Here is a 26,184-nt window from a genome sequence, read left to right as displayed (position 1 = left end):
CCAGGAGCGAACATGGAGATCTTCAGACTGGACGGCCAGGCCGCCTTCGTCACGGGCGCCGGCAGCGGCATCGGCCAACGGATCGCCATCGGCCTCGCGGAGGCGGGCGCCGACATCGCCTGCTTCGACCTGCCCGGCTCGGCAACCATCGGCCATACGGTGAGCGCCATCGAAAAGCTCGGCCGCACGGTTGTCGCCATGGCAGGCAGCGTCACCCAGGCGGACGATCTTGCCCGAGGCATCCATGAAGCCGAGAGCGTGGTGGGCCCGCTGAGCATCGCCGTCAATGCCGCCGGCATCGCCAATGCAGCGCCGGCCGAGGACATGCCGCTCGAACAATGGCAGCGCATGCTGGACATCAACCTGACCGGCATTTTCCTGTCCTGCCAGGCGGAGGCTCGCGTCATGCTGCCGCGCCGGAGCGGCACCATCGTGAACATCGCCTCGATGTCCGGTTCGATCGTCAATCGGGGCATCCAGCAGATCCACTACAACACCTCCAAGGCCGGCGTCGTCCACCTGACCAAGAGTCTAGCGATGGAGTGGGTCGATCGCGGCATCCGCGTCAATGCGATCAGCCCGGGCTATACCTCCACACCCATGAACCTGCGCGCAGAAGTCGCCGAACAGGTGAAGCGCTTCGAAGCCGAGACCCCGATGGGCCGCATGGCAACCGTCGACGAGATGGTGGGACCGGCCGTTTTCCTCGCTTCGCGCGCTTCGTCCTTCGTCACAGGCGTCGACCTGCTGGTCGATGGCGGCTTCGAGTGCTGGTGAATGCCAACAGGGGCAACGTCACGGTGCACGAGTGAGATCCGTGCTTGTCGCCCTTCGACGATCCGGTCGAGAATGCAGGTTCGCCTCGTGCGGCAGCTTGCCCGCGATAATCGCTCTCTCGCCGGATAGTGACCGAAGCCATGTCCAGGGCCGACGAACTCCGCCTCATCACACGCGTTGCGCAGATGTATTACCTTGATGCCATCAAGCAGTCCGATATCTCCGAGCGCCTGCACATCCCGCAGGCGCGGGTTTCGCGCCTGCTGAAGAAGGCCCTGGACGAAAACATCGTCCGCATCTCGATCACGCCGCCGCCGGGAGTCTTCGCAGAGCTGGAGGCGGGCCTGCGCGAGCGTTTCGGCATCGAGGAAGCCATCGTTGCCGAGGCGCTCAGCGAACGGGACGAAACCGTTCTGGCCGCCATCGGCGATGCCGCCGCCCATTTCCTCGAATCGACGATCGCGGATGACGAAGTGATCGGGGTTTCCTCCTGGAGCCTGTCGCTGATGCGGACCGTGGACGCGATCACGCCGATCAAGCGCGTCCAGGCGCAGAAGGTGGTGCAGATCTTCGGCGGCATGGGCAATCCCACCATGCAGTCCCATGCCCAGCACATCGTCACCCGCCTCGCCCAGCTCACCAATGCCAAACCGCAATTCCTGCCGGCACCGGGCGTCGCCGGCTCGCCGGAGAGCAAGAATGTCCTGATGGCCGATCCGTTCGTCGAGGAAACGGTGCGCTGCTTTCGGGAGATCACCCTGATGCTGGTCGGCATCGGCTCGATGACGCCGTCCTACATGCTCGTCAATTCGGGCAATGCCTTCACTCGCGAGGAACTGGACGAACTGGCCGCCCACGGCGCCGTCGGCGACATGGGCCTGCGCTTCTTCGATGCAGACGGCAGGCCGGTGATCACCCCCCTCAACGACAGGGTCATCTCGATACCGCTCGAGGAGATCAAGGCCGCCAAGCGGGTCGTCGCCGTCGCCGGCGGCAGCCGCAAGGTGCCGGCCATCCGGGCCGCCATGCTCGGCGGCTACATCGACGTCCTCATTACCGATCACTTCACCGCCGAGCAGTTGCTCGCCGGTGATCCCCCCCGAAAATCCTGAAAGGAAAAGCCATGACCGCCCCCTCCCGTTTCACCGGAAAAACCGTCGTGATCACCGGCGCCAGTCGAGGCATCGGCGCCGCCATCGCACGACGCTTTGCCCGGGAAGGCGCGGCGGTCGTCGTGAGCGCCAACGAGGCGCGCGTCGAGGAGGTGGCCGCCGAGATCAAGTCGCAAGGCGGCAAGGCGGCGGCCTTCGTCGCCGACGTCACGGACAAGGCCAGCGTGGCCGCGCTCTACGATGCCGCCGAACAGCAATTCGGCAAAGTGGATATCTCGGTCCAGAATGCCGGCGTCATCACCATCGCGCGGATCGAGGACATGACCGAGGCGGAGTGGGACAAGGTCATGGACGTCAACACCAAGGGCGTGTTCCTGTGCTGCCAGGAAGCAATCCGGCGCATCCGCAAGCATGGCAAGGGCGGCCGCCTGATCAACACCGCCTCGGGACAGGCACGGCAGGGCTTCATCTTCACGCCGCACTACGCGGCCTCCAAATTCGGCGTCGTCGGCGTTACCCAAAGCCTGGCCAAGGAAGTCGCGAAGGAAGGCATCACTGTCAACGCCTTCTGCCCCGGCATCATCGAAACGGACATGTGGGCCTATAACGACACCGCCTGGGGCAAACTGCTCGGCGACTACAAGCCCGGCGAACTGATGGCCGAATGGGTCCGCAACATCCCCATGGCCCGTGCCGGCAATGGCGAGGACGTCGCCGGCCTGGTCGCGTTCCTGGCCAGCCAGGACGCCGCCTACATCACTGGCCAGACCATCAATGTCGATGGCGGGCTCATCATGTCGTAGGGCATCCATGCGCTGCCGGTGGTCGGTACCGACCACCGGGTCCTCTTCCCCTGGATTCCCGCGGACATCGCGGCGATCACGGCGGACCGCCGACGACCGGTCCTTTCGCCTTCGTCATGCCAGATGATGAACCGGCGGGATGCCGAATACCGGCGTGGGTATTCCTTCCATGCGCGCCTTCAACTGCAAGGCGAGATATTGGGAATAATGGCGGGATTGGTGCAGGTTGCCGCCATGGAACCAGAGCCCTTCCTGCCGGGTCGGCTTCCACATGTTGCGCGGTTCGCCCTCCCAGGGCCCGGGATCCTTGGTGGTGTCGGAGCCGAGCCCCCAGACCTTGCCCACCTTGTCCGCGACCTCCTGCGAAATCAGCCTGGCCGCCCAGCCGTTCATCGAGCCATAGCCGGTGGCGTAGACGATGAGATCGGCCGGCAGTTCGGTGCCGTCGCTGAGCATCACGCCCTTGCGGGTGATTTCGCGGACTCCAACGCCGCTCTTCAGCTTGATGTCACCGTTCGCGATCAGGTCGGAAGCGCCGACATCGATGTAGTAGCCCGAACCGCGCCGCATATATTTGAGAAACAGGCCGGACTCATCGTCGCCGAAATCGAGCAGGAAGCCGGCCTTTTCGAGCCTCCCCAAGAGATCGGCATCCGCAGCCTTGATGGAGGCCGTCACCGGCTTGAGAAGCTCAGGCATCAGCCTGTACGGCACCGAGGCATTCAGCAAATCGGCCTTGTCGGTATCGATGCCCCGATCGAGCGCGTCCTCGGAATAGAGCCGGCTGGTGCCGAACCGGAAGAGCGCATCCGAGCTGGCGACATGGGTCGAGGTGCGCTGCACCATGGTGACATCGGCGCCCTTCTCCCACAGATCGGCGCAGATATCGTGGGCTGAGTTGTTCGAGCCGATGACGATGCATTTCTTGCCGCTATAGGCGTCGCTGCTCTTGTAGCGGCTGGAGTGGCATTGTTCGCCAGCAAAAAGATCCATGCCGGCGAATGCGGGCTCATTGGGAATGCCGGACATGCCGGTCGCGAGAATGAGGTGCCTGGGCGTGAGCGTCACCGGCTTGCCCTCGCGGAGGACCTCCACGGTCCATTGCCCTCGCGCGGCATCGAAGGAAGCCTTGCGGCAGGGTGAGGAACTCCAGACATTGAGCTCCATGACCTTGGCATAGGCTTCGAGCCAGTCCGCCATCTTGTCCTTGGGCGTGTAGACGGGCCAGTCATCGGGGAAAGGCAGATAGGGCATGTGGTCGTACCAGACCGGGTCATGCAGGCAGAGGGACTTGTAGCGCTTGCGCCATGAATCCCCCGGCCTTTCATGGGCCTCGACGATGAGCGTCGGCACGCCGAGGCGCTTCAGCCGCGCTCCGAGCGCCAGGCCGCCCTGCCCCGCCCCGACGATCAGGCAATAGGGCTGGGTCTCGGAGCCGAGGGAAGCCTCCTCCTCCTGCCGTCGCTCCAACCAGGTCTGGCGATCGCGGTGAACGCCATGTTGCGCGCCCATGACGCGCCGCCGTCCCTTCTTTTCCTCGAAGCCCTTCAGCTCTTCCATCGAGGTCAGCAACGTCCAGCAAAGATCGCCCTTGAGGCGGATATGGCCGCGACAGCGCGCCTCGCCGGTTTCGAACGTGAAAAATCCCTCGGTGACACCGTCGGTTTCCGATACCTCGTCCTGCACAGCAAAGGTCCCGGGCCGGGCACGCACCAAGGTCGCGTCGAGCAGGTCGCCAACACCCTGCCTGCCCTCGGCGGTATGAAGGTTCCAGGTGAAAGCCAGCAGATCGCGCCAGTAGCAATCCGCGTCGAACAGAGCGAGAAGTGCAGGTTTGTCGGCCGCCGCCGCGGCGTGAGCAAAGCGATCCAGCCACCTTGAAAGCTGGCCCTTTGCGTCCGGTCTACTCATGGCATTCCATCCCTATGGTTTTTCAAATCGCGCCTCATTGTGATCCGGGCGCCCGCGAAAGCGGCGATTTTACAACGCATGCCGGCATCTCCATCGCCAACAGCGCGTATAACAGATGTAATATTATAGACTTGTCCTGCACCTCGTTCTTTCAGCATCACGGGGAAAGTGATCGTGAAGTATGTTTCAAGTAATTCTGGAACAGAAACCGGCGAGGAAGCAAGCCTCCCTCAAGCGGCGATCGCTGTTCCACCCGCGTCGAAGAGATGGAGACGGGCGGCATCCGGCGTGAGGAAGATCCGGTCGCCGGTCTTGAAACGCCTTTCTCCTACCGCGCGCACGGTGACGGCGCCCAGGGACGGCACGTCGACATAGAGGAGCGCATCGCTGCCGAGCTGCTCCTCCAGCGACACCGTGCCCTGCCACAGGCCGTCGTCGGGCGAATAGAAAACGTGCTCGGGGCGGATGCCGAAGGTCATCTGCCGGTCCAGCCGAGCACTTCGGCCAGCCGGCAGAGCTACTTTCGAGCCACCGGGCAGCTCGACCTCCCTGTCGCCGCCCGGCACCGCTGCCAGGAAGTTCATCTTGGGCGAGCCGATGAAGCTCGCGACGAAGAGATTGGCGGGGTGGTCATAGAGTTCGAGCGGTGTGCTGAACTGCTCGACGTTCCCTGCCCGCAGCACCACGATGCGATCGGCCATCGTCATGGCCTCGACCTGGTCGTGGGTGACATAGATCATCGTGGTGCGAAGGCTGCGATGCAGCCGGATCAGCTCGATGCGCATCTGCACGCGCAGGGCCGCATCGAGATTGGACAGGGGTTCGTCGAACAGGAAGGCGGTGGGCGAGCGCACGATGGCCCGCCCGATCGCCACGCGCTGGCGCTGGCCGCCGGATAGCTGGCGGGGCTTGCGGTCCAGATAGTCCTCCAGGGCCAGGATGCGCGAGGCCTCCGCCACCTTGCTGGCGATTTCCTGCCTGGGCATGCCGGCAATCTTCAAGCCAAAGCCAATATTGTCGCGTACGCTCATATGCGGATAGAGCGCATAGGACTGAAAGACCATGGCGATGCGACGGTCCGCCGGCGCGAGCCGGGAGACATCCGTGCCGTCGATCAGCACGCGGCCGTCCGACAGCTGCTCCAGGCCGGTGATGAGTCGGAGCAGCGACGACTTTCCGCAGCCCGACGGGCCGACGAACACCACGAATTCGCCGTCCTTCACTTCCAGGCTGACATCGGAGATGACCTGCTGGGATCCATATTTCTTGCTGACACGATCGAACTGAATGCTTCCCATGGTCACCTCCTGATGGCTGAGATCTAGACGAGGCCGCTGCGGCCGCGCTTTTCGGTCTCATAGGCGGCCTTGAGATGGGCCTGGGTGAAGATCTTGGCGTGCGCGGCAAGGTCGTCCCCGTCGTCCCACAGGTCACGCCAGATGCCGAGAATGCCTTCGAGCGGCTGGCCGACGACCCGGGAGGAGAAGGATTCGAAGGTGATCGGCCCCTGATAATTGGCCTTGGCGAGGGCGCGGAAGATCATCTTGAAATCGATCGACCCGGTGCCGAGATAGCCCCGGTTTGAATCGCCGGTATGGAAATAGCCGAGCAGCGGTCCGGTCTCGACGATGGCGGCGGCGACGTCGGCCTCCTCGATATTCATGTGGTAGCAGTCGAGGTGGACCTTGACGTTGGGCGCGCCGATGCGCTTGCACATCTCGACCGCTTGCGCCGCCGTGTTGAGCACGTTGCTCTCATAGCGGTTGACCACTTCCAGCCCGAGGGTGATGTCGCTCTTGGCCGCCTGCTCGGCGACGCGCTGCAGAACCTCGACGGCGCGGGCGACGCCGTCCTTGGTGGGCGGCACGGCATATTTCTGGAACGCCGAATAGATGATCCCGCAGATGTGCGTGCCGTTCAGGTCGCGGGCGATGGAGACGATGTCGAGAAGGCGCCGCTCCCCGCGCTTGGCCATCTCGGGATCGCCGTTCGAAATATCGGTGGTGGCATCCAGGCCGAGCGAGAAGGTGATGCCGACATTGGCCTTCTCGAGCTCCCGACGCGTGAAATCCACGTCGAACACGCTCGGATCCAGGGCCGGCGCCTCGATGATGTCATAGCCCAGTTCCGCCGTCTTCCCGATGGCCCGAGCGCATTGCTCGTGGCTCCAGCCGGGCGTCCAGACAAAGGCGTGCAGTCCCAGTTTATTGTTCACGATGCCGGTCTTTCTTTCAGCAAGGGGTGATGGTTTCAGTGGAAGATGATGCCGCCGCAGACGTTGAGCGCCTGCCCGGTGATAAAGGATGCATCATCGGATGCGAAAAAGGCGACGGATCCGACGACATCCTCAGGATATCCGAGGCGCCCGAGCGTGGTCTTCTCGATCACCTTTCTCAAGGACTCCTCGTCGCGATAATTGTTGCGGCCCATGTCGGTGTCGATGATGCCGGGGCAGACCGCATTGACGGTGATACCGTCGAGGCCGACTTCCATGGCCAGGATGTGGGTGAAGCTGATCACCGCGGCCTTGGAGGAGCAGTAATGGGCCTGGCCGACGCCGCCGCGCTTGCCGCCGATCGAGGCGATGTTGATGATGCGGCCGGCCTTGCGCTGCCGGAAATGGCCGAGCAGCGCCTTGGTCACCATGAAGGTGCCCTTGGTGTTGACGTCATACATGCGATCCCATTCGTCGGGCTCGATATCCTCGACCTTGTGGACGGACAGGACACCCGCATTGTTGACCAGGACGTCGATGGTGCCGCTGCGGGCAAGGGCGTATTCCGCGAGCGAGGCGACGTCGTCGGGGTTGCTGACATCCGCATAGGCGATATCGCACCGTCCTCCGCCGGCCTCGACCTCGGCCCGCAGCGTCTCCATTTCTGCGCGCTGGCGTTCGATGTCGTTGGCGACGACATGGTAGCCCTCGGCCGCCAGCCTCTTGACGATGGCGCGCCCTATGCCACGGCTCGCGCCGGTGACGACGGCTGCGCGATTCCGGCCGCGCTGGGCTAGTTCAGACATGTGGGATCTCCAGGGTCATGTTCACGGGGTCAGTCCTTGACAGCTCCCATCGTCATTCCCGAGACGATATGACGCTGCATGAAGAGGGTGAAGATTACCGGTGGCACGCATTGGATGATCGACGCGGCGGCGATCAGGTCCCAATAGACCTTGCCCGTACCGATGAAGGAGGAGATCACCACCGGCAGCGTGCGGGCCGAGCGCGTGGTCAGGAACAGCGAGAGCAGGAACTCGTTCCAGCAGAAGATGAAGACGAAGGTCGCCACCGTCATCACGCCGCTCAGGCTCATGGGCAGGGCGATCCGCACGAGCACCTGGACCCAGCTGCAGCCTTCCAGCCGCGCCGCCTCGATCACCTCGCGCGGGACCCGGCGCAGGAAGGACATCGAGACCCAGACCGCGAAGGGCAAATTGAAGCCGGCATAGGCGATGATCAGCGCCCACACGCTGTCGAGAAGGCCGAGCCCCCTGAAGATCACGAACAGCGGCACCGCGGCGGCGATCGGCGGCATCATGCGGGTCGACAGGATCCAGTCGGCGATCGCGTTGGAGGAGCGCATCTGGAAGTTCACCAGGCCGAAGGCAGTGGGAATGGCGAACAGCAGCGCCAGGGCCGTGGCGCCGAGCGTCACCACCACAGAGTTCAGGATGAAGGGCCAGTAATCGGTGAAGATATGGACGTAATTGTCGAGATAAGTGAAGTCGGGGATCCAGACCGGCGGAATGGCGATGATCTCGCTGGTGCTCTTGAACGAGCTCAGGCCGATCCACAGCAACGGGCCGACGGCGAAGGCCGTGAAGGCGAGAGCCGCGACGACGAGCCCGATGTCCTTGCCGCGGATGCTATGCATTTTCCACTCTCCTCAGCAGGCGCACCGCGAAGGTGGTGATGACGATGCTGATAACGAGGATGAGAACGGCGGCGGCCGAGCCGATGCCGATCTGGAAATACTGGAAATCCTGCTGATAGGCATAGAGCGTCACCACCATGGTGGCATCGCCCGGTCCGCCGCGCGTGGTGACATAGATGACATCGAAGAAGCGCAGCACATCGATGATGCGCAGGATGACGCCGAGCAGCACGACGTTGAGGATCGAGGGCACCTCCAGCGACCAGAGGATGTGATGCCAGCGCGCGCCATCGACCCGGGCGGCCTCGTAGAGATCGGTGCGGATCGAGGTCAGGGCCGCCAGGCACAGCAGCATCATGAAGGGTGACCACTGCCACACATTGATCAGCACCATGGAAACCATGGCCGTGACGGGCTCGCCGAACCAGGAAACCGGCGTTAGTCCGACGAGCTGGATGACGTAGTTCACCACCCCCAATGTCGGATTGAACAGATAGGCGAAGATCATGCCGACGATCAGCGGCGTCACCATCATCGGCATCAGATAGAGCGAGCGCAGCGCCCCGACCCAGCGCAGATGCGACAGCTCGTAGAACACTTTCGCGGCGGTGAAGCCGATGACGATCTCCAGCGAGATCGAGCTCACGCCGAGGATGGCCGTGTTGAGGAGGGCGCGCAAGAACAGCCCGTCATGCAGCAGGAAGAGATAATTGTCGAAGCCGGTGAACACGGCGCGCTGCAGCGTGGTGAGCTTGACCTGGTGCAGGCTGAGATAGACCGAATAGACGAAGGGATAGATGGTCAGGAACAGCAGGAAGAGACAGGTCGGCAGGATGAAGGCCGTCTGCTGCAGGCGGTCGTTGCGCAGAAAGGCAAGCCGCCGCCGGGGCAGGTCGTGGGAAGATGCGATGGCCGCGGGCTGCATGGCGTTCCGCCTCTGGTTGGCTGCCGAGACCCCTCCCCCAAGGCCGGAGGAGGGGTCGTCCTGTCAGGACATGGAGCGGGCTGCGCCCGCCGAGCTTACTTCAGGGCGCCGGAAGACTTCAGGAGCTGCGTGGCCTTGGCGTTGGCATCGTCCATGGCATCCTTCACCGACATCTCGCCGATGATCGCCTTGTTGACGTTGACGCCGATGGTGTCGATCAGCTGGAAGGTGGCGGGAATGCGCGGGCGCACCTCGGTCCAGGCCGTCTTCTGGGCCTCGGCAATAGTCTTGGTCCAGGGGAATTTGGCCTGGACCTCGGCATCGTTGATGGCGCTCAGGCGGCTCGGCGTTCCGCCAGCCAGGGCATAGCGCTTGTGCTCGGCCGGGCTCGCATACCACTTCATGAAATCCCAGGCCGCGTCCTTCTGGGTGCCATGGGCGTTGAGGCACATGACCCAGCCGCCGACCGGCGGAACCGGCTTGCCCGCCTTGGACGGCATCAGAACGCTGCCGAACTTGCCGGCGATCTGGCTGGTCTTGGGATCGTTCGCGATCTGTGCGCGCACCGACCAGTCGTTCATCATGGCGAGCTTGCCGCTGGCAAAGGCGCTGGCGCGCTCGTCCCAGGCGTAGCTCTCGACACCGGGGGGGCCGAATTTCACCATATCCTTGAAGAACTGCACGAGATCGAGGGACTCGGGCGAGTTGAGAGTCGGCGTCATGTCGGCATAGGGATCGGCGGCCCCGATGACATTGCTCTTCCAGGGCGAGCCACCGGCATTGAAGATCCACTCGAAATATTGCTGGCCGGCCGCTGCACCACGCTGGTTGTTCATGGCATAGCCATAGACACCCGGAAAATCCGGATTGTTGGTGAAGAACTTGGCCGTCTTCTGCAATTCCTCGAAGGTCTTGGGCGGCTGCATCTTCGCCTTGTCGAACAGGTCCGTGCGGTAATACATCAGCTCGTAGTAGATCGCGACGGGCAGGCAGTACTTCTTGTTGTCCCAGCTCGCCTGGCCGGCCCCCGAGGATGTGTAGTCGTCCCAGGCGATCACCTTGGGATCTTCCTTGGCGATGCGGTCGTCGAGAGCATCGATGCAACCTGCCTCGACGAACTCGCCGATCCAGATGCCGTCGATGAGCAGCACGTCATAGCTGCTGTCGTTCTGCGAGCAGTTCAACAGCTCCTTGTCGTGCAGGGCGTCATAGCCGTTGCCGTCGACTTCCACCTTGGCGCCGGTGAGCTTGGTGTATTCATCCTTGGTCGCCTTGATCGCCTCGATGAAGGGATCGCTGATGCTGATCAGCTTCAGCGTCTTGCCGGCCTGGTCGGCAAGCTTGCCTTTCCAGTCGATGTCCTGGGCATGAGCGGCCAGGCCGACGAGGCAGGCCAGCGCGGATGCCGTGCCGATCATGATCTGCTTGAATGCGGGGCGTTCCATATTCATCCTCCATTCCGGCCGTTCTTATGGGCGCGCCGGTGCCGGTGACGGCGCGTCGTTTCAAGGTCCCGAAAATGCTGGCGGGTTAGGCCTTGGGCTGCCTGGCCGAGGATTTTCGTCGCGGCCTCGCCTTGGCCGGCTCTTCGCCGGTGGCGATGCGACGGATCGGCAGGCCAATTCTCTTGGTCGAGTTTCTCAGGATGAGTTCGCAAGGCAGGCGGACATGCCGGGCAATTGCCGCCGGATTGTCCATCCTGGCGCGTATGGTCGCCCATGCCTCCGCAGCGATCCGCTCCACATCCTGCCGCATGGCGGTGATGGGCGGCGCCGTCGCGCGCATCCAGGCATAGTCGTCGAAGCCGACCAGCGAGATGTCCTCGGGAATCCGGATATTGCGCTGGGCCATGTCGGCGAGAACGCCGAGCGTCCCGAAATTGGTGAGAGCGATGACGGCGGTGGGCCGCTCATGGGCCGTGAACCAGCGTTGCAGGCCCTCCGCGACCGTTTCGAATGTCTGGCCGACCTCGACAATGGGCGGGGCGGGCAGGCCCGCTTCCTCGAAGACCTGCACAATGCCGGCGCAGCGTTCACGGATATTGGCGATGCGCGTGGTGGTCGCAACCACCAGGGCATTGCTGTGCCCATATTCCAGGAGATGTTCGGCAGCGCGTCGCCCGGCGGAAAAATTGTCGCTGCCGATGGTATCGCCCTCGAAGCCCTCGGTGATGCGGTCGACGACGACATAGGGCACGCCGACATCGTCGAGAAGCGTCCGGGTCGCGAAGCGATCATCGTTCGGAACGATCACGACGCCCGACGGCCGCCAGGACAGCAGGGCCGACAGGCGCGAGCGCTCGACCTCTTCATTCTCGTTCGAGCTCGCCACGATGATGTCGTAGCCTTCGTCCTGGACGCAACGTTCCAGGCTGGCGATCACGGCGCTGAAATAGGGATTGTCCAGACTTGGCACCAGGACGGTGACGACGCGCGCCTTCCCCGTCCTGAGTTGCGAGGCGACCCGGTCGACCTCGTAGCCCAACTCGCGCGCAATGGCCTGCACGCGCTCGGCGACCTCCGGGGTCGCCGCCCCCTGGCGGCCGTTGAGAACGTTCGACACCGTCGCCGGCGAAACGCCGGCCCGCGCCGCAACATTCCTGATGGAAATACGCTTAGGTTTGCGCATGGCAGCCCAACGTTTCCGTTCCCTGTAATTCTTACTTAAACGATTTAATAAAACGATTCACCAGCAAGCTTCATTTGTCAACACCTTACTGAATCGTTTTAGTATACAGGCCCGATCGCAGGGTGGAAGGCAGCCGCGAGCGACTGCGCCCCGCGCCTCGGTGTCCTGCCGAGGCGCCGTGGGGGAGCGAAGAAAATCTCGACAAGGACCGGCCGGTGAGAAGGCTGAAGGCCCTTCCGCGGGCCGCCGTCACCAGCAGGTAAAGCCGCCGTCCGCCACCACCGTGGTGCCGGTCATCAGGCTGGAGGCATCGCAGGCCAGGAAATGCACGACCGATGCGATCTCGTCCGGCTTGCCGAGACGATGCATCGGCGTGTCGCGCAGCCAGACGTCGATCATGCCGTCATTGTCGTGGCGATACATGGTCATGGCGGTCTCGATATAGGTCGGCGCCACCGCGTTGACCCGCACGCCACGATCGGCCCACTCGGCTGCCAGCGACGAGGTCATCTGGTGTACCGCGGCCTTGGCGGCATTGTAGTAGGTCTGCTTTTGCGGGCGGTTCGAAATCAGGCCTGACATCGAGCCGATATTCACGATGGCTCCTCGCCCCGCCTTGAGCATATGGCGGCCGAACGCGCGATTGCACCAGAAAACGCCATTGTAGTTGACGTCGTTCACATGCAGCCAGTGCTCGTCGGTCACGTCCTCGGCCGCCGTTCCCGAACGGGCGATGCCGGCATTGGCAACGAGGATGTCCACCCGGCCATGATCCCGTACGACGTCCTCCGCCAGCGCCTCGACCTCGGCCGGCTTGGTCACGTCGACCTGGCGCACATCGACCTCATAGCCCTTGCGCGCCAGCTCGGCCTGCCCTTCGCCCGCGATCGACAGGTCGATGTCGGCAATGACGACTTTTGCGCCATTTTCCAACAGGGCTTCGGCACAGCTCAGGCCGATGCCGCGTCCACCGCCGGTGACGACGGCAACCCGGCCGTCAAGACGGAACTTGCGTGCATACATGGGATCCTCCCGTTTCCGGATAGTTCAGGCCGAAGCCGGTGTTATTCTGCAGCGCGATCGAGGAAGGGATGGCGCCCGGGCTGGGCGAACTTGGTGCGACGGATATCGAGAAGCCTCTCGACCTGCTCGGCGTTGAATTCCTTGGCGCCGCCATAATGGGCCGCGAGGTAGACGACCTTGGCGTAGTAATCGAGCGCTTCCATCTTGAAATAGGCGCTGGTGAGGTCGTGCCCATAGGACAGCGCCCCATGGTTTTCCAACAGCAGCGCGTCATATCGGTCGAGATAGGGCGCGATCGCGTCGGACAATTCGCTCGTCGAGGGCAGCGCATAGGGCGTCAGCGGCACCTCGCCGAGGAACATGGTGGATTCGGGCATGATCTGCTGCGTGATCGGCTTGCCGCAGATGGCATGAACCGTGGCATAGAGGGGGTGGGCGTGCACAACCGCCCGGACATCGGGGCGATGATCGTAGACACATAGATGCATCTTGATCTCGGTCGAGGGACGAAAGCCCTTGTCCTCGACGAGGGCGCCCTGCCGGTCGATCCTGCAGATCATCTCCGGTGTCATGAAGCCCTTGGATACGCTGGTCGGCGTGCACAGCAAGGTGCCGTCATCCAGCAGAACCGAAAAATTGCCGTCATTGGCGGCGCCCATTTCGCGCGCATAGGCGCGCCGCCCGATTTCACAGATATATTCGCGCAATCGGAGATCGTCTTGCATGCCGGGCACCTCGCTGGGGTCGCCCGAGCTATCGCAAATCCGGACATAAAGTCAACTATTCGGACTTATAATTTTTGTATATGCCCGATTATGCCCGCTACACGATGAGCTTCACCTTGTGCCTTTCGAACAGTTCACGCCATTCCGGCGATGGTTCCCGGTCCGTGACCACGAAATCGATGGGTTCGAAGCCGCAGATGCTGATCAGGGCCGTCCTGTCGAATTTCTCACTGTCGACGAGAAGGCAAACCCGTTGCGCGCTGGCGATGAAGGCTCGCTTCACCTCCGCGTCGGCCATGTTCGCCTCCATGAGGCCACCGGCCAGCGAGATGGCCTTGCAGCTGATCAGGGCGACATCCGCATTGAACTGGGCGATGGTCCGGCCGGCCAGCGGGCCGACGAAGGTCATCGAGCGGCGGCGCAATTCTCCGCCGACCGACATGATCGTATAGGCGGGCAGGCTGGGATCCGACAGCACGCGGACGGAATTGGTGATGAGCGTCAGATCCCGCCGGCTGCCGAGGCCCTTCAAGGTTTCATAGGCCGTCGAGGACGAATCCATCATCACCGCATCGCCATCCTTGACCAGCGCCGATGCTTTCTGGGCGATCAGGCGCTTGGCCTCGATGTTGATGAGATGCCGTGTCCGGTAGGGCAGGTCTTCGGCTTCGCCCTGAAGCGCGACCGCGCCCCCATGCGTCCGGCTCAGAAGGCCCTCCTTCTCGAGCTTGTTGAGATCGCGCCTTATGGTCTCTTCGGTGACCCCCAATTCCTGGCTGAGCTCGGCCACCACGACACTGCGGTCACGGGCGACAAGGTCGAGTATCCTGGTTTTTCGCTCAACCGCCAACATGCATCACCGCATCACCTGCCAAATATCGGGCCATTTCAGACAAGATTGCGAATGTCTGCGGACTGTTCAACCAGGGCCCGCCCTTCTTCCAAGGATTTTATCTGGCCGAGGCCGAGGAGCTGCACCAGGGCATTGCCCCAGGAACTCGCCTCGATTGGGCCGATACGCACGGTCTTTCCTGCCTGGACGGCGATCCTGTCGCACAGAACCGCATCCCGGGCGCCGCCACCGCACAAGGTGAGGCTCAGCAGCGAGCGGCCCGTCAGCTGCTCGATCGTCCTGACCGCAGAACCGATCTCGGAGGCCAGGCCATTATAGACCGCCAGCGCCAGGCCCCCGAGATCATAGGGAGGAAAGGCGCCATTGCGCGCGCAGGACCGGCGGATCGCCTCGATGATATCAGGAGGATTGAAGAACAGCGGATCGGACGGGTCGATGGCCGGCGTGTCGTCCAGACGGGCGGCTTTCATCACCTGATCCGCGATCCCGGCAAACGTCACGGGCCGGCCGTCGCGCTGCTGCCAGGTCGCCCGCAATTTCTGGATGAGATGCAGGCCATTCAGGCTCTTGATCATGAAGGTGCGGCCACCGAGGCCGCCCTCATTCCCGAATCCCGCGGCCCGCACGGCATCGTCGAGATCGGGCGCGCGCCGCTCCAGGCCGATCAGGGACCAGGATCCACAGATCACGAAGCCGCCGCCATCCGCAAGATCCAGCGCCGCCACCGCGCTCGCCGTGTCATGGGCCGCCACCGAGATCACCGGAACGGGGCCCAGCCCCAGCCTTCCCGCAAGGTCGCTGCGCAGCGTGCCATAGACCTCGGCAGGGCGGATGATGGGCTGCAGCATCCGCCGCGGCAGGCCGAGCCTTTGGCAGAGCTCGACGCTCCAATCCTCCGTGCGGGCATCGACGAGCCCGGAGGTGCGGGCCAGGGTCAGTTCGGATCGTAGCTTGCCGGTCAGATGGTGGTTGACGACATCGGCCATCATCAAAAGGCCGCTGCTTCTCGCCAATGTCTCGGGGGCATGCCGCGACTGGTCGAAAAGCTGGCAGACCGTGTTGACCGGCAGATCCTGCGCGCCCGAGATCGCATAGAGCTCTTCGGGGGCGAGCGGCAAGGCGTCCCGCCCGCGCTGCGAGCGCGGATGGCGATAGTGGCAGGGCTCTTCCACGATGCCGCCGGCATGATCCAGCAGCGCGTAATCCAGGCCCCAGCTGTCCACGCCGATGGAATCGAGCGCTCCCACCTCGGCGCTGCACCGGCGCAGGCTCTCCTCCACCTCGTCGAACAGGCTCGGGAGGCACCAATGCGGGCCGTCGTCCCGCTCGACCACATAGCCCTCGAAGCGGTGAATCTCATCGAGCCGCAAACGGCGATTCTCAAACGTGGCCAGCATCGCGCGGCCGCTGCCGGCTCCGAGGTCGAGGACGAGACAGCGCGCCATCGGCGCTCCTTCCTGTTTCATCTTCTTCGATAAACAACATTATCGGGCAATCTTGCCGGATCGATTGTTGGAAAAAGTCTGAATGCAACCTTAAAGCACCCATACGCCTAATCGGCAATCCCCAAACTGCCGCACAGCACCTATCCCCTGGAGCCACGCCCCCCGAGCCGGCATGGCGCTACCCTCCCGCGGTACCGGGAGCCCAGCCGTCAGAATGGCAGGTGTGCATTGTCCTTGACCTGCTTCATGACGAAGAAGGTGCGGGTCTGCCTGACGCCCGGCAATGCGATCAGTTTTTGCCCATGCAGCTTGTTGAAATCCGCCATGTCGCGGACGCGGATTTTCAGCAGATAGTCGAAATCGCCCGCCACGAGGTTGCAATCCAGAACCTCCTTGAGCTTGAGCACCGCGCCCTCGAAGGCTGCAAAACTCTCGGGCGTCGAACGGTCGAGTACCACGCCGACCATCACGAGGGCATCGAGGCCGACGGAAGTGGGAGAGACCTCGGCACGAACACCGGTGATGAAACCTTCATCGAACAGGCGCTGCGTGCGCCTGTGGCAGGTGGCCGGGCTGACATTCACGCGCGCGGCGAGCTCGGCATTGCTCAGCCGGCCATCGGCATGGAGGGCCCGCAAGATGTTGATGTCGATGCGATCGAGATCGGAGATGGAAGGTTCTTTCATTTAGACCCTTCTTGATGAAATATATTATACTTAAAAAGCAGATTATCTTGCATTCTTGTAAAAGATAGAGGCCAAATTCGAAAGCACCCACCAGGGCTTTTCGACTAGGCTCCGTTCCGTCTCATGGAGCCCGTCCAATGTCCCTACTCGAAAAGTTCGAGCGTTATCCGCTCACCTTCGGCCCCACCCCGATCGAGCACCTGCCGCGTCTCACCCAGGCCCTTGGCGGCAAGGTCCAGATCTATGCCAAGCGCGATGACTGCAACTCCGGCCTTGCCATGGGTGGCAACAAGCTCAGGAAGCTCGAATATATCGTGCCGGATGCCATCGCCTCGGGTGCCGACACGCTGGTGTCGATCGGCGGCGTTCAGTCCAACCACACCCGCATGGTGGCGGCGACCGCCGCCAAGATCGGCATGAAATGCGTAGTCATCCAGGAGAAATGGGTGCCGCATTACGACGCCGTCTATGACCGGGTCGGCAACATCCTGATGACCCGGCTGATGGGCGCGGATTCCCGGCTCGTCGACGATGGTTTCGATATCGGCATCCGCAAGAGCTGGGAGGATGCGATCCAGTCGGTCGAGGCGGCCGGCGGCAAGCCCTATCCGATTCCGGCCGGCGCGTCGGTGCACAAGTTCGGCGCCCTCGGCTATGTCGGCTTTGCCGAGGAGGTCGCCAAGCAGGAGGCGGAGCTTGGCTTCACCTTCGACTATGTCGTGGTCTGCGTCGTCACCGGCTCGACCCAGGGCGGCATGATCGTCGGTTTTGCCGCGCAGGGGCGCGCGGACCGCGTCATCGGCATCGATGCCTCGGGCACTCTCGAGCAAACGCGGGCACAGGTTCGCTCCATCGTCGACAATACCGCGGAACTGGTCGGCCTCGGCCGCGAGATCGGCGAGCACGAGATCGTCATCAACCCGGACTACGCCTACCCGGCCTATGGCGTGCCGTCGGACGAGACCAATGACGCGATCCGGCTCGCCGCGCGCACCGAGGCGATGATCACGGACCCGGTCTATGAGGGCAAGTCGATGCAGGGACTGATCGACCTGACGCGCAAGGGCTTCTTCCCCGAAGGCTCGCGCGTCCTCTACGCCCATCTCGGCGGTGCGCCCGCCTTGAACGGCTACAGCTATTACTATCGCGAAGGCTGACAGGGATCGTGCGTTCCCGCGCCTGTCGGGCAAGCAGGCGCCGAGGGGGCGGATCCGAAAAAGGTCCGCCCTCCCCCAGCGCCTGCAGCATTGGCGCCTGGCGGGCGACAGTAGCGGCCACGCTTGGCGCTAAGACACTGATGTACAGCCCCGGCGTGGACTGACTGGCTACGGGCGCACAGAGTTGCATTGCCGGTTCCCACCTATCGCTGTTAATCTGTGCGAAGGAAGGGATCAGAGATCAAGAATGCTGCGGTCATTCGAGCAATTGCGCGATACGGCAAGGTCCGATCTGCTCATAGCCGCCGACGACGAGCATGCGGCCGTGGCAGGCAGCGGCAGCTATGCCATGCCCTGGCATTGGCACGATTGTCTGATGTTTATCCTGCCCAGCCAGGGAACTGTCGAACTCAAGCACGAAGGCCGCCGTGAGGGCAGCTGGCTGTCGCAGGACCGGTTTGCCGTGGTGCCCCCGAACCAGGCGCATGAAACGAGGGCGGCCATCGGCGCCCATCGTCACCTTGCCATCTATGTGACGGGTGCCACGCTCAGCCGGCTCGACCGGGAAGCCGGCTCGCTCAGCGAGTTTCACCGGCGCACGCGCACCACGATCCTGGTCCATCGCACCTCCACCGTGAAGGCCTTGCAGGCGTTATCGCTTCGAAATGGCCAGAGTGCCTACGGCGATGGCAAGGTCCGGCAAGCTCTGACATCCGCCCTGCTCGTGCAATGCATCGCCGAAGTCATGGCAGGGGAGATCGCGCCCGCTGCCTCGCGCTACGAACACGGCATGGCGCTGGTCGAGGATCTCAAGCACTATCTAGCGCTTCATGCCGACGAGCAGGTTCCGCTCGACGCCCTGGCGGATCGCTTCGGCGTATCGAGGCGCCACGTCACGCGCCTGTTCCGGGAGGGCACCGGCTTCTCGGTGGGCGAGTTCCAACTGAGGATCCGTCTGCAGACGGCATGCGAACTCCTCACCGGAACCGACCTGCCGGTCGGCGAGATCGCCTTCCGGGTGGGTTTCGAGAGCGGAGCGGCGCTTGCCCATGCCATGCGGCGCGCGGAGGGCCGATCCCCTTCCGACATCCGCAACAGCATGGCCCGCCCGATCAAAATCCAAGGCCCGTTCGGACGCGCGGAGCCAGACCCGCCGCGATAGCCTGCACGCAGTGAATTCTGCGCGATAGGCAGGTTGGGAATGGGTTCGGACGTTGAAATAGTCAGTGTGTTTGCGGCGGGTCCCAATGGAGGCAATCCGGCGCCGATCGTGATCGATGCCGCTGGAATGTCCGATGCGGACATGCAGCAAGTTGCACGTTCCTCCGGCTATGAAAGCGGTTTCGTTCTTCCGCCGCCGCCCGCTTCGAATTGCGATTTCGAGCTTCGCTTCTGGGTGCCCAACCACGAAATGTCGATGTGCGGGCATGTGACCGTCGGCGCCTTGTGGCTGCTCGATCGGCTGGGACGGCTGCCGGGCGACGAGCTTGCCATCTGGACCAAGAGCGGCCGCGTTGCGGCGAGAATTCGGGAACGAACTGAACGCGGAGCGACTGTCGAAATCTCGCAGCCGGTCGGCACGGTCGAAATGCTCGGCGATGGCGACACCACCCACATCCTCGATGTCCTGGGGGTGAAGGTCGGCGATCTTGCACCAAGACCGATCCAGAACGCATCAACCAGCCGGGTCAAGACCCTCGTTCCCGTGAAGAGCGTCGAGACCCTGAACGGGTTGAGCCCCGACTTCACCAGGATCGAGGCCCTATGCGACCGGATCGGCTCGACCGGCCTTTATCCCTATGCGGTACTCGATGGGGACGCGCAGATCGTCGAGGCACGCCAGTTCCCCAAGGCATCGGGTTATCCCGAGGACGCAGCCACCGGCATTGCCGCATCGGCCCTGTCCTTTGGCTTGCTCGCGAACGCCATGGTGGAAGCATCCGAGCGCCCGATAACCGTCCGTCAGGGACGGGCAATGCGGCGCCCCTCGGAAATCTGGGTGCGTTTTCAACTCGAGCATGGGCGCCCTGCCGGCTGCTGGCTGGGAGGGGCCGTCCGCCTGGAAGGGCGTGAACGAGCCAGGTCCTGATCGGCAACAGGCCCGATCACTACAGGCAGCAGCGCCCTGATGCCTGCCATAACAAAGGGGAAAAAAATGGATCGCAGACAGATTCTCCAGCTCGGCCTTCTGGCGGTGCCCGCCACAATTCTCGCTGGCCCGGCAAGGGCCGACGAAGCCGAGCTCATCGTCGGCTCCAATGTCGGCAGCCCACCCTTCGCATACAAGGATGGCGATCACTATTCCGGCTTCGACATGGAGATGTTCGCCGAAGTCGCCAAGGCCCTGAACCGCAAATGGCGCGTGCAGCCGATGGACTTCGGCGCCCTCATCCCTGCCCTGCAGACGGGCAACATCGATGCGATCGTCTCGCAGCTGTTCATCAAACCCGAGCGGCAGAAAGTCATCGATTTCTCGGCCCCCTATTACCAGAGCGGACTGGTGGCCGTGACGAACGCCAGCAACACCACCATCAACACGCCCGACGACCTGGCCGGCAAGACGATCGGCACCGAGACCGGAACCATCGCCGTCGACTACATCAAGGGCCACATCAAGGGCGCGACGCTCGACCAGTTGCCGAGCATCAACAACGCCTTGCTGGCGCTTCAGGCCGGGCGTACCGACGCGGTCATCTATGATACGCCGGCCCTGATGTACTACGCCAACAACACGGGCAAGGGCAAAGTCCGGGTCATACGCCCGACCCTCGAAGGCCGTGATGTCGGTATCGGCTTCAGGAAGGGCAGCCCGCTCGTGATGCCGGCGAATGCGGCGCTGGCGGCGATGAAGGCCGACGGGCGGCTCAAGGCCATTCGCGAAAAATGGTTTGGACAGGACCCGGCGTGAGCTCGGCGGCAAGCCATCGAGAGCCGAGGCGCAATCACAGCCGAGGCTCTCATAGCCGATTTTTCGCGTGGCGAACGTTCGACTGGACCCCGGATGACTTTTGATTGGACAGCCATCCTCGAGGCTCTGCCAGACCTTCTGCAGGGCCTCGAGGTAACCATGCTGATTGCTTTCGCCGGCCTGGCCGGCGGCGTGATTGTCGGGGCTTGCACCGGCGCCCTGCTCACCTATGGGGGCTGGCTGGCACAGGCCCCGGCGCAGGTCTATGTCGCGCTGATCCGCGGCACGCCGATCACCGTGCAGGTGATGTTCATCTATTTCGCACTCCCCATCCTCATCGATGTCCGCATCAGCGCCACCAGTGCGGGGATCCTCACCTTGATCATCAATTCCGGTGCCTACAATGCCGAGATCGTTCGTGGTGCCCTCGAAAGCGTTCCAACAGGCCTCCGCGAAGCCGGCCTCGCCATGGGGTTGAGTTTTCGCAAGGTGCTCATCTATGTCATCGCTCCCCTGGCGGTCAGGCGCGCTCTTCCCGCCATGGGCAATCAGCTCGTCTCGGTGGTCAAGGACACCTCGATATTTCTCGTCATCGGCGTCGGAGAATTGACCAGGCGCGGACAGGAGATCATGTCCGGCAATTTCCGCGCGGTGGAGATCTGGACGGCAGTGGCCGTGATCTATCTGATCGTCATCAGCATTCTCGCCGTCAGCCTGCGGTTCGTCGAACGGGCGGCGCGCTTGCCATGAGCATGATCGAATTCTCCAAGGTCTCGAAGCAGTTCGGCAGCCATCGCGTTCTGAAATCGATCGATCTTGCCATCGATCCCGGCGAGGTTGCCGTCGTGATCGGCCCATCCGGGTCCGGCAAGTCGACCATGCTCCGCTGCATCAACGTGCTGGAAAAGGTGAGCGAAGGCACCCTCCTGGTCGATGGCATCAGCGTCCTGGGCACGTCACGCGATGTGCGGCGCATCCGGCTCGAGGCCGGCATGGTCTTCCAGCAGTTCAACCTGTTCCCGCATCTCACCGCCCTTCAGAACGTGATGTTCGGCCCGATTCGGGCGCGCGGCAAGAGCAAGGCGGAGGCGCGCGACATCGCCGCCGCCCTGTTGCAGAAGGTGGGCCTCGGCGAACGCATGGACCACTACCCCTCGCAGCTTTCCGGCGGCCAGCAGCAGCGCGTCGCCATCGCCCGGTCCCTGGCCGTCGGGCCCAAGCTGATGCTCTTCGACGAACCGACATCCGCGCTCGATCCGGAACTGCGCCAGGAGGTTCTGAAGGTCATGCAGACATTGGCGCTCGAAGGCATGACCATGGTCGTCGTGACCCACGAGATGGGATTTGCCAAGCGTGTCGGCTCACGTCTGCTCTTCATGGATGGCGGCCAACTCGTCCACGACGGCAAGCCCGCGGACCTGCTGTCGGATCCGCCAAGCGAGCGCTTTGCCGACTTCCTCAAGCATATCGACTGATGGAGTATCCCGTGACGACAAAACCATCGGCGTTCGAGGCGGCATGGGGCTTCGCCAGGGACGCGGTCCGGCTCGGCAATTGGCGCGCGGCGCCCTGGAACGTCTGGGCGTTTCGCCATGTCTGCGAACTCATTCCGACAGCTCGAATCGCAGCCACGCCCGGCCTGGCGGAGGAGCCGGTCGTCGATGCGAGCGATCTGCTCGGCGAGACAGTGAGGCTCGAAGGGCGGCCTGTCACGGTGGCCGAACTCCTCCGCAAGACTTGCGCCGACGCCATGGTCGTCATGAAGTCCGGCCGCATCATTGCAGACTTCCACGCCCCGAATTTTACGCTGCAGAGCCGGCATATCCTGTTCTCGACCAGCAAATCCGTCACCTCGATCATCGCGGGGATCCTCCGCGACGACGGGCTGCTCGATTTCGACGAGCTGGTATCGCGCTATGTGCCGGCCCTCAAAGCCTCGGCCTATGGCGATGCGCGCGTCAGGGACGTCCTTGACATGAGGGTGAGCCTGGATTTCGAGGAGGTCTACCACGACCCGCGCGGTCCCTATGCCCGCTATCGGCGTGCCGGTCTCCTGGATCCGCCAGACCCCGACGACAAGATCGAAACGGTAGTTGAGTTCATTGCCGGATTGAAGAAGGGCAAGGCTCCCCACGGTGGCCCCTATCACTATGCCTCGCCCAATTCCGACGTCCTCGGCCTGATCATCCAGGGCGCCTCGGGACAGCGCTTTCCGGACCTCGCGTCAGAGCGCCTGTTCCAGCCGCTCGGGGCCCGGCAGGACGCCTATGTGACGGTCGACAGGGCCGGTACGCCGCGCACCGGCGGCGGCATCAACATGTCACCGCGCGATCTGGCCCGCATCGGCGAGATGATGCGCCAGGGTGGCATGGCCAACGGGCGCCGGATCGTCTCGCAGGAATGGGTCACCGACACCACTACCGGCGGCTCCTCCAGGGCCTGGGCCGAAGGCACCTCCGCGGCATGGCTGCCACAAGGGCGCTATCGCAACAAATGGTACCAGACCGGCACCGGCAACGGCGCCTTCTTCGCCCTCGGTATTCACGGCCAGTGGCTCTATGTCGACCCGCAAGCCGAAATGGTCGTCGCCAAGGTCTCGTCCCAGCCCGAGGCCGTGGTCGACGACGCCAAGGATCTCAATCTCGCCCTGTTCGACGCCATTGCGCAGATCGCCTGAGAGCCTGGCAGCTTCAGGATCCGATCGGCGCTACGGCAGGCTGTAGGCGACCAGGTAATCCCCCATCGTGGTGCCGAACGAACCATGGCCGCCGGCCATGGTGACGACATATTGCTTGCCGCCGATCTCGTAACTCATCGGCGTGGACTGCCCGCCGGCCGGCAGGCGGTCCTCCCAGAGCTGGCTGCCGGTGGTCACGTCATAGGCACGGATATAATTGTCCATCGTATAGGTCATGAAGGCGACGCCGCCGCCCGTGACGATGGGGCCGCCGAGCCCGGGCATGCCGATTTTCAAGGGCAACGGAATCGGCGAGACATCGCGGATGGTGCCGTTGCGATGCATCCAGACGATCTTGTTGGTCTTCAGGTCGATACCGGCAATGAAGCCCCAGGACGGCTGCTTGCAGGGAAAGCCGACCGGCGACAGCAACGGATTGATTGTCACGCCGAAGGGCACCCCGAACTGAGGCTGTACGCCCTGCTCCGTCCCTGAGGGCAGGCTGGCATCCGGCGTCGCCGGGTTGTTGGGGCCGCGCGGGATCAGCTTGGACACGAAGGGCAGGTAGATCGGGTTGGCGATCGCGACCTGGCGTACCGGATCGACTGCGATGCCACCCCATTCGAAGGTGCCCAGATTGCCAGGGAAGACCAGCGTTCCCTGCAGCGAAGGCGGCGTGAAGGTCCCCTCGTAGCGCAGGCGCTTGAAGATGATCCGGCAGGCGAGCTGATCGAACATGGTCGCGCCCCACATGTCCGCATCGGTCAGCTTCTTTTCAGGCCGGAAGGTGAGCTCGGAGAAAGGCTGCGTGGGCGATACCCGGTCGCCCGGGGCGGCGCCCTGCGGCACCGGCTTTTCGGGGGCGGGTACGATCGGTTTGCCGTCCCGCCTGTCGAGCACGAAGATGTTGCCGGTCTTGGTCGGCGCATAGAGGGCGGGCACCACGCTGCCGTCGGGCCTGGCGAGGTCGACGAGGCTGGGCTGGGCCGGCACGTCCATGTCCCAGAGGTCGTGATGGACGGTCTGGTAGGACCAGGCCAGCTTGCCGGTATCGGCGTTGAGGGCGACGATGGAGGAGGCGTAGCGCTCGCTCGCGGGCGTGCGGTTGCCACCCCAGATGTCGGGCGTCTCCACGCCGGTCGGGATATAAACCAGGTTCAGCTTCGGGTCATAGGACGAGACGATCCAGGAATTGGGCGAGGCATCCACGAATTTATGCGTCGCCGACGGCATCTGGTTGGGATCGTCATTGCCGGCGTCGAAAGCCCAGACCAGCTTGCCGGTATGCACGTCGAAGCCGCGGAACACACCTGAAGGGACGGTGGCCGAATAATTGTCGATCACCGAGCCGGTGACCATCACGATCTTGTCGGTCACCACCGGCGGGGACGTCACGTAGTAGAAGCCGCGCTGGGTGACGCCCATGCCCTCCATCAGGTCGATCGAGCCGTCCTTGCCGAATTGCGCACAAGGCGCGCCCGTCTGGGCGTCGACCGCGAACAGCCTTCCATCATTGGTCGGCAGGAAGATGCGTGTCGGACATTCCGCCGGCGCTGGATTGCCGTCGGAGGTGCGGGCATCCGCCTTGGTCTCGAAATAGGAGACCCCGCGGCAGGTCATGTGCTGGTAGGTCTTGTCATAGGCGATCTTGGGATCGAACTTCCATTTCTGCTTGCCCGTGGTCGCGTCGAGCGCGAACAGGATCTGATGGGGCGAGCACAGATAGAGCGTGTCCTTGATCTTGATCGGCGTGACCTGGTTGGTCAGCTCGCCCGGATCGTTCGGACCCTTGAGATCGCCGGTCCGAAAGGTCCAGGCCACTTTCAGCTGGGAAACGTTCTGGGGCGTGATCTGGGCAAGCGGCGAATAACGGTTGCCGAACTGGGTGCGGCCATAGGCCGGCCAGTCGCCATCGGGCAGGTTTGCCGCATCGGCCGCGACGGGGGCGGGCGATGCGGCCGGCGGCAGGTTGCCGGCAAAGCTCTGCGGATCCTGCGTGAGCGAATAGCCGAGGACACCGGCACAGGCCAGAAGCGCGACGACGAGCGGGGCTCGGGCTGCGAAGCTCAATTCGCCCGTCACGGGCGAACGCAAGGGACGGGTGACGAAGGGCAGCAGCAGCCACAGGCCAAGCGGTGCGAGGATGTCGCCCCGCGGTGCCAGCAGCCAGAAATCGAAGCCGGATTCCCACACCGCCCAGACCAGCGTGCCGAGCAGGAGCACGGCATAGACCACAAGGGCGGAGGAACGTCGCCTGGCGAGCAGGAAGGCCGTCACCAGCATCAAAAGGCCGGCGACGACATAGTAGGGAGAGCCGCCCAGGAGCAGCAGCCAAATTCCCCCGCCGCCGAGGGCCAGACCGATTATCGCAAAGATAATCCAAGTAATGGTAAGCATAAGGCCACGACTCTGGTGCATTGAGCCATCCAGTTCAGCGAAAGATGTCGTATCCCCTTGCGAAAGGACTAGCAGGCCTGGACGGGGGAGGCAACAGCCCGCGGCGGGGGTATTTCACCTTGCCCGCTCAGGTTGGCAAAAAGCTACCGCAGCCCGCAATTTGAATGAGTGGAGCGATGGCACCGCGCCACGCATCCATGGCTGCGACCTAGGCCTCGTGGACAAAGCTTGACGGCAAGGCTCGGGATTGATTCAAGGCTGCTTTTTGGAGGCAGTTTTGGGCGA

At 63.3% G+C, this 26,184-nt stretch carries 24 protein-coding genes; 10 read left to right on the top strand and 14 right to left on the bottom strand.

Annotation, left to right across the window (positions count from 1 at the left end):
- The first annotated feature begins 12 nt into the window (after positions 1-12).
- The 3 genes from U1R88_RS28900 (at position 13) to U1R88_RS28890 (ending at position 2,692) form a co-directional block, all read left to right on the top strand.
- Positions 13-777: an SDR family oxidoreductase gene (locus tag U1R88_RS28900; protein ID WP_322434382.1), complete on the top strand. Its 765-nt coding sequence runs from the start codon at positions 13-15 to the stop codon at positions 775-777.
- A gap of 140 nt (positions 778-917) precedes the next feature.
- Complete coding sequence (locus tag U1R88_RS28895) at positions 918-1,889, top strand: sugar-binding transcriptional regulator (protein ID WP_322434381.1); 972 nt, start codon at positions 918-920, stop codon at positions 1,887-1,889.
- An 11-nt stretch (positions 1,890-1,900) separates the two neighbouring features.
- Positions 1,901-2,692 carry a glucose 1-dehydrogenase gene (locus tag U1R88_RS28890; RefSeq protein ID WP_068281497.1) on the top strand — a complete coding sequence of 264 codons (792 nt, stop codon included), beginning with the start codon at positions 1,901-1,903 and terminating at the stop codon, positions 2,690-2,692.
- Between the two features lie 114 nt (positions 2,693-2,806).
- On the opposite strand, the gene U1R88_RS28885 is transcribed toward U1R88_RS28890, so the two are convergent.
- The 13 genes from U1R88_RS28885 to U1R88_RS28825 form a co-directional block, all read right to left on the bottom strand.
- Positions 2,807-4,603 (bottom strand): flavin-containing monooxygenase, encoded by a 1,797-nt coding sequence (locus tag U1R88_RS28885; protein WP_322434380.1) that lies wholly within the window; start codon positions 4,601-4,603, stop codon positions 2,807-2,809.
- Positions 4,604-4,833: 230 nt separating this feature from the next.
- Positions 4,834-5,901 carry an ABC transporter ATP-binding protein gene (locus U1R88_RS28880; protein ID WP_322434379.1) on the bottom strand — a complete coding sequence of 356 codons (1,068 nt, stop codon included), beginning with the start codon at positions 5,899-5,901 and terminating at the stop codon, positions 4,834-4,836.
- 23 nt (positions 5,902-5,924) lie between these two features.
- On the bottom strand, positions 5,925-6,818 hold the full coding sequence (locus tag U1R88_RS28875; protein ID WP_322434378.1) for a sugar phosphate isomerase/epimerase family protein: 894 nt from the start codon (positions 6,816-6,818) through the stop codon (positions 5,925-5,927).
- A 35-nt stretch (positions 6,819-6,853) separates the two neighbouring features.
- Positions 6,854-7,624, bottom strand: a complete 771-nt coding sequence (locus U1R88_RS28870) for an SDR family NAD(P)-dependent oxidoreductase (RefSeq protein ID WP_322434377.1) — start codon at positions 7,622-7,624, stop codon at positions 6,854-6,856.
- Between the two features lie 29 nt (positions 7,625-7,653).
- Complete coding sequence (locus U1R88_RS28865) at positions 7,654-8,475, bottom strand: carbohydrate ABC transporter permease (protein ID WP_322434376.1); 822 nt, start codon at positions 8,473-8,475, stop codon at positions 7,654-7,656.
- Positions 8,468-9,400 (bottom strand): carbohydrate ABC transporter permease, encoded by a 933-nt coding sequence (locus U1R88_RS28860; RefSeq protein WP_322434375.1) that lies wholly within the window; start codon positions 9,398-9,400, stop codon positions 8,468-8,470. Before U1R88_RS28860 ends, U1R88_RS28865 begins: the two co-directional genes overlap by 8 nt.
- 95 nt (positions 9,401-9,495) lie before the next feature.
- On the bottom strand, positions 9,496-10,845 hold the full coding sequence (locus U1R88_RS28855; protein ID WP_322434374.1) for an extracellular solute-binding protein: 1,350 nt from the start codon (positions 10,843-10,845) through the stop codon (positions 9,496-9,498).
- A gap of 85 nt (positions 10,846-10,930) precedes the next feature.
- Positions 10,931-12,028, bottom strand: a complete 1,098-nt coding sequence (locus tag U1R88_RS28850; RefSeq protein WP_322434373.1) for a LacI family DNA-binding transcriptional regulator — start codon at positions 12,026-12,028, stop codon at positions 10,931-10,933.
- Positions 12,029-12,277: 249 nt separating this feature from the next.
- Entirely contained in the window at positions 12,278-13,051 is a 774-nt protein-coding gene (locus U1R88_RS28845) for an SDR family NAD(P)-dependent oxidoreductase (protein WP_068281506.1), read from the bottom strand.
- A 41-nt stretch (positions 13,052-13,092) separates the two neighbouring features.
- Positions 13,093-13,776, bottom strand: coding sequence for a class II aldolase/adducin family protein (locus tag U1R88_RS28840; RefSeq protein WP_322434372.1), 684 nt, complete (start codon positions 13,774-13,776; stop codon positions 13,093-13,095).
- A 97-nt stretch (positions 13,777-13,873) separates the two neighbouring features.
- The gene (locus U1R88_RS28835; RefSeq protein ID WP_322434371.1) at positions 13,874-14,629 is read right to left on the bottom strand and encodes a DeoR/GlpR family DNA-binding transcription regulator; all 756 of its coding nucleotides are present in this window, start codon (positions 14,627-14,629) and stop codon (positions 13,874-13,876) included.
- 35 nt (positions 14,630-14,664) lie between these two features.
- Positions 14,665-16,074, bottom strand: a complete 1,410-nt coding sequence (locus U1R88_RS28830) for a rhamnulokinase (RefSeq protein ID WP_322434370.1) — start codon at positions 16,072-16,074, stop codon at positions 14,665-14,667.
- Positions 16,075-16,283: 209 nt separating this feature from the next.
- Positions 16,284-16,760 carry an Lrp/AsnC family transcriptional regulator gene (locus tag U1R88_RS28825; RefSeq protein ID WP_322434369.1) on the bottom strand — a complete coding sequence of 159 codons (477 nt, stop codon included), beginning with the start codon at positions 16,758-16,760 and terminating at the stop codon, positions 16,284-16,286.
- 137 nt (positions 16,761-16,897) lie between these two features.
- Between U1R88_RS28825 and U1R88_RS28820 the strand changes: the two genes are divergently transcribed.
- The 7 genes from U1R88_RS28820 to U1R88_RS28790 all read left to right on the top strand — a co-directional run bounded on the left by U1R88_RS28820 (position 16,898) and on the right by U1R88_RS28790 (position 23,502).
- Positions 16,898-17,917, top strand: coding sequence for a 1-aminocyclopropane-1-carboxylate deaminase (locus U1R88_RS28820; protein WP_322434368.1), 1,020 nt, complete (start codon positions 16,898-16,900; stop codon positions 17,915-17,917).
- Between the two features lie 247 nt (positions 17,918-18,164).
- Positions 18,165-19,079 carry an AraC family transcriptional regulator gene (locus U1R88_RS28815; RefSeq protein ID WP_322434367.1) on the top strand — a complete coding sequence of 305 codons (915 nt, stop codon included), beginning with the start codon at positions 18,165-18,167 and terminating at the stop codon, positions 19,077-19,079.
- Positions 19,080-19,118: 39 nt separating this feature from the next.
- Complete coding sequence (locus tag U1R88_RS28810; protein WP_322434366.1) at positions 19,119-20,006, top strand: PhzF family phenazine biosynthesis protein; 888 nt, start codon at positions 19,119-19,121, stop codon at positions 20,004-20,006.
- A gap of 66 nt (positions 20,007-20,072) precedes the next feature.
- Positions 20,073-20,825, top strand: coding sequence for a transporter substrate-binding domain-containing protein (locus tag U1R88_RS28805; protein WP_322434365.1), 753 nt, complete (start codon positions 20,073-20,075; stop codon positions 20,823-20,825).
- A gap of 93 nt (positions 20,826-20,918) precedes the next feature.
- Positions 20,919-21,575, top strand: coding sequence for a glutamine ABC transporter permease GlnP (gene glnP, locus U1R88_RS28800; protein ID WP_322434364.1), 657 nt, complete (start codon positions 20,919-20,921; stop codon positions 21,573-21,575).
- A complete protein-coding gene (gene glnQ, locus U1R88_RS28795; protein WP_322434363.1) occupies positions 21,572-22,300 on the top strand; it encodes a glutamine ABC transporter ATP-binding protein GlnQ in 729 nt (242 codons plus the stop codon). The genes glnP and glnQ overlap by 4 nt, the downstream gene beginning before the upstream one ends.
- Before the next feature lie 11 nt (positions 22,301-22,311).
- Positions 22,312-23,502, top strand: coding sequence for a serine hydrolase domain-containing protein (locus U1R88_RS28790; protein ID WP_322434362.1), 1,191 nt, complete (start codon positions 22,312-22,314; stop codon positions 23,500-23,502).
- A gap of 30 nt (positions 23,503-23,532) precedes the next feature.
- Here the strand turns inward: U1R88_RS28790 and U1R88_RS28785 are convergent, their stop codons facing one another.
- Positions 23,533-25,899, bottom strand: a complete 2,367-nt coding sequence (locus tag U1R88_RS28785; RefSeq protein WP_322434361.1) for a glucose/quinate/shikimate family membrane-bound PQQ-dependent dehydrogenase — start codon at positions 25,897-25,899, stop codon at positions 23,533-23,535.
- Between the last annotated feature and the right edge of the window lie 285 nt (positions 25,900-26,184).

The sequence above is a fragment of the Labrys sedimenti genome, from assembly GCF_034424805.1.
Classification (GTDB): Bacteria; Pseudomonadota; Alphaproteobacteria; order Rhizobiales; family Labraceae; genus Labrys; species Labrys sedimenti.
The sequence above is the reverse complement of the archived record's forward strand: the minus strand, read 5'-3'. Positions and strand labels throughout refer to the sequence as shown.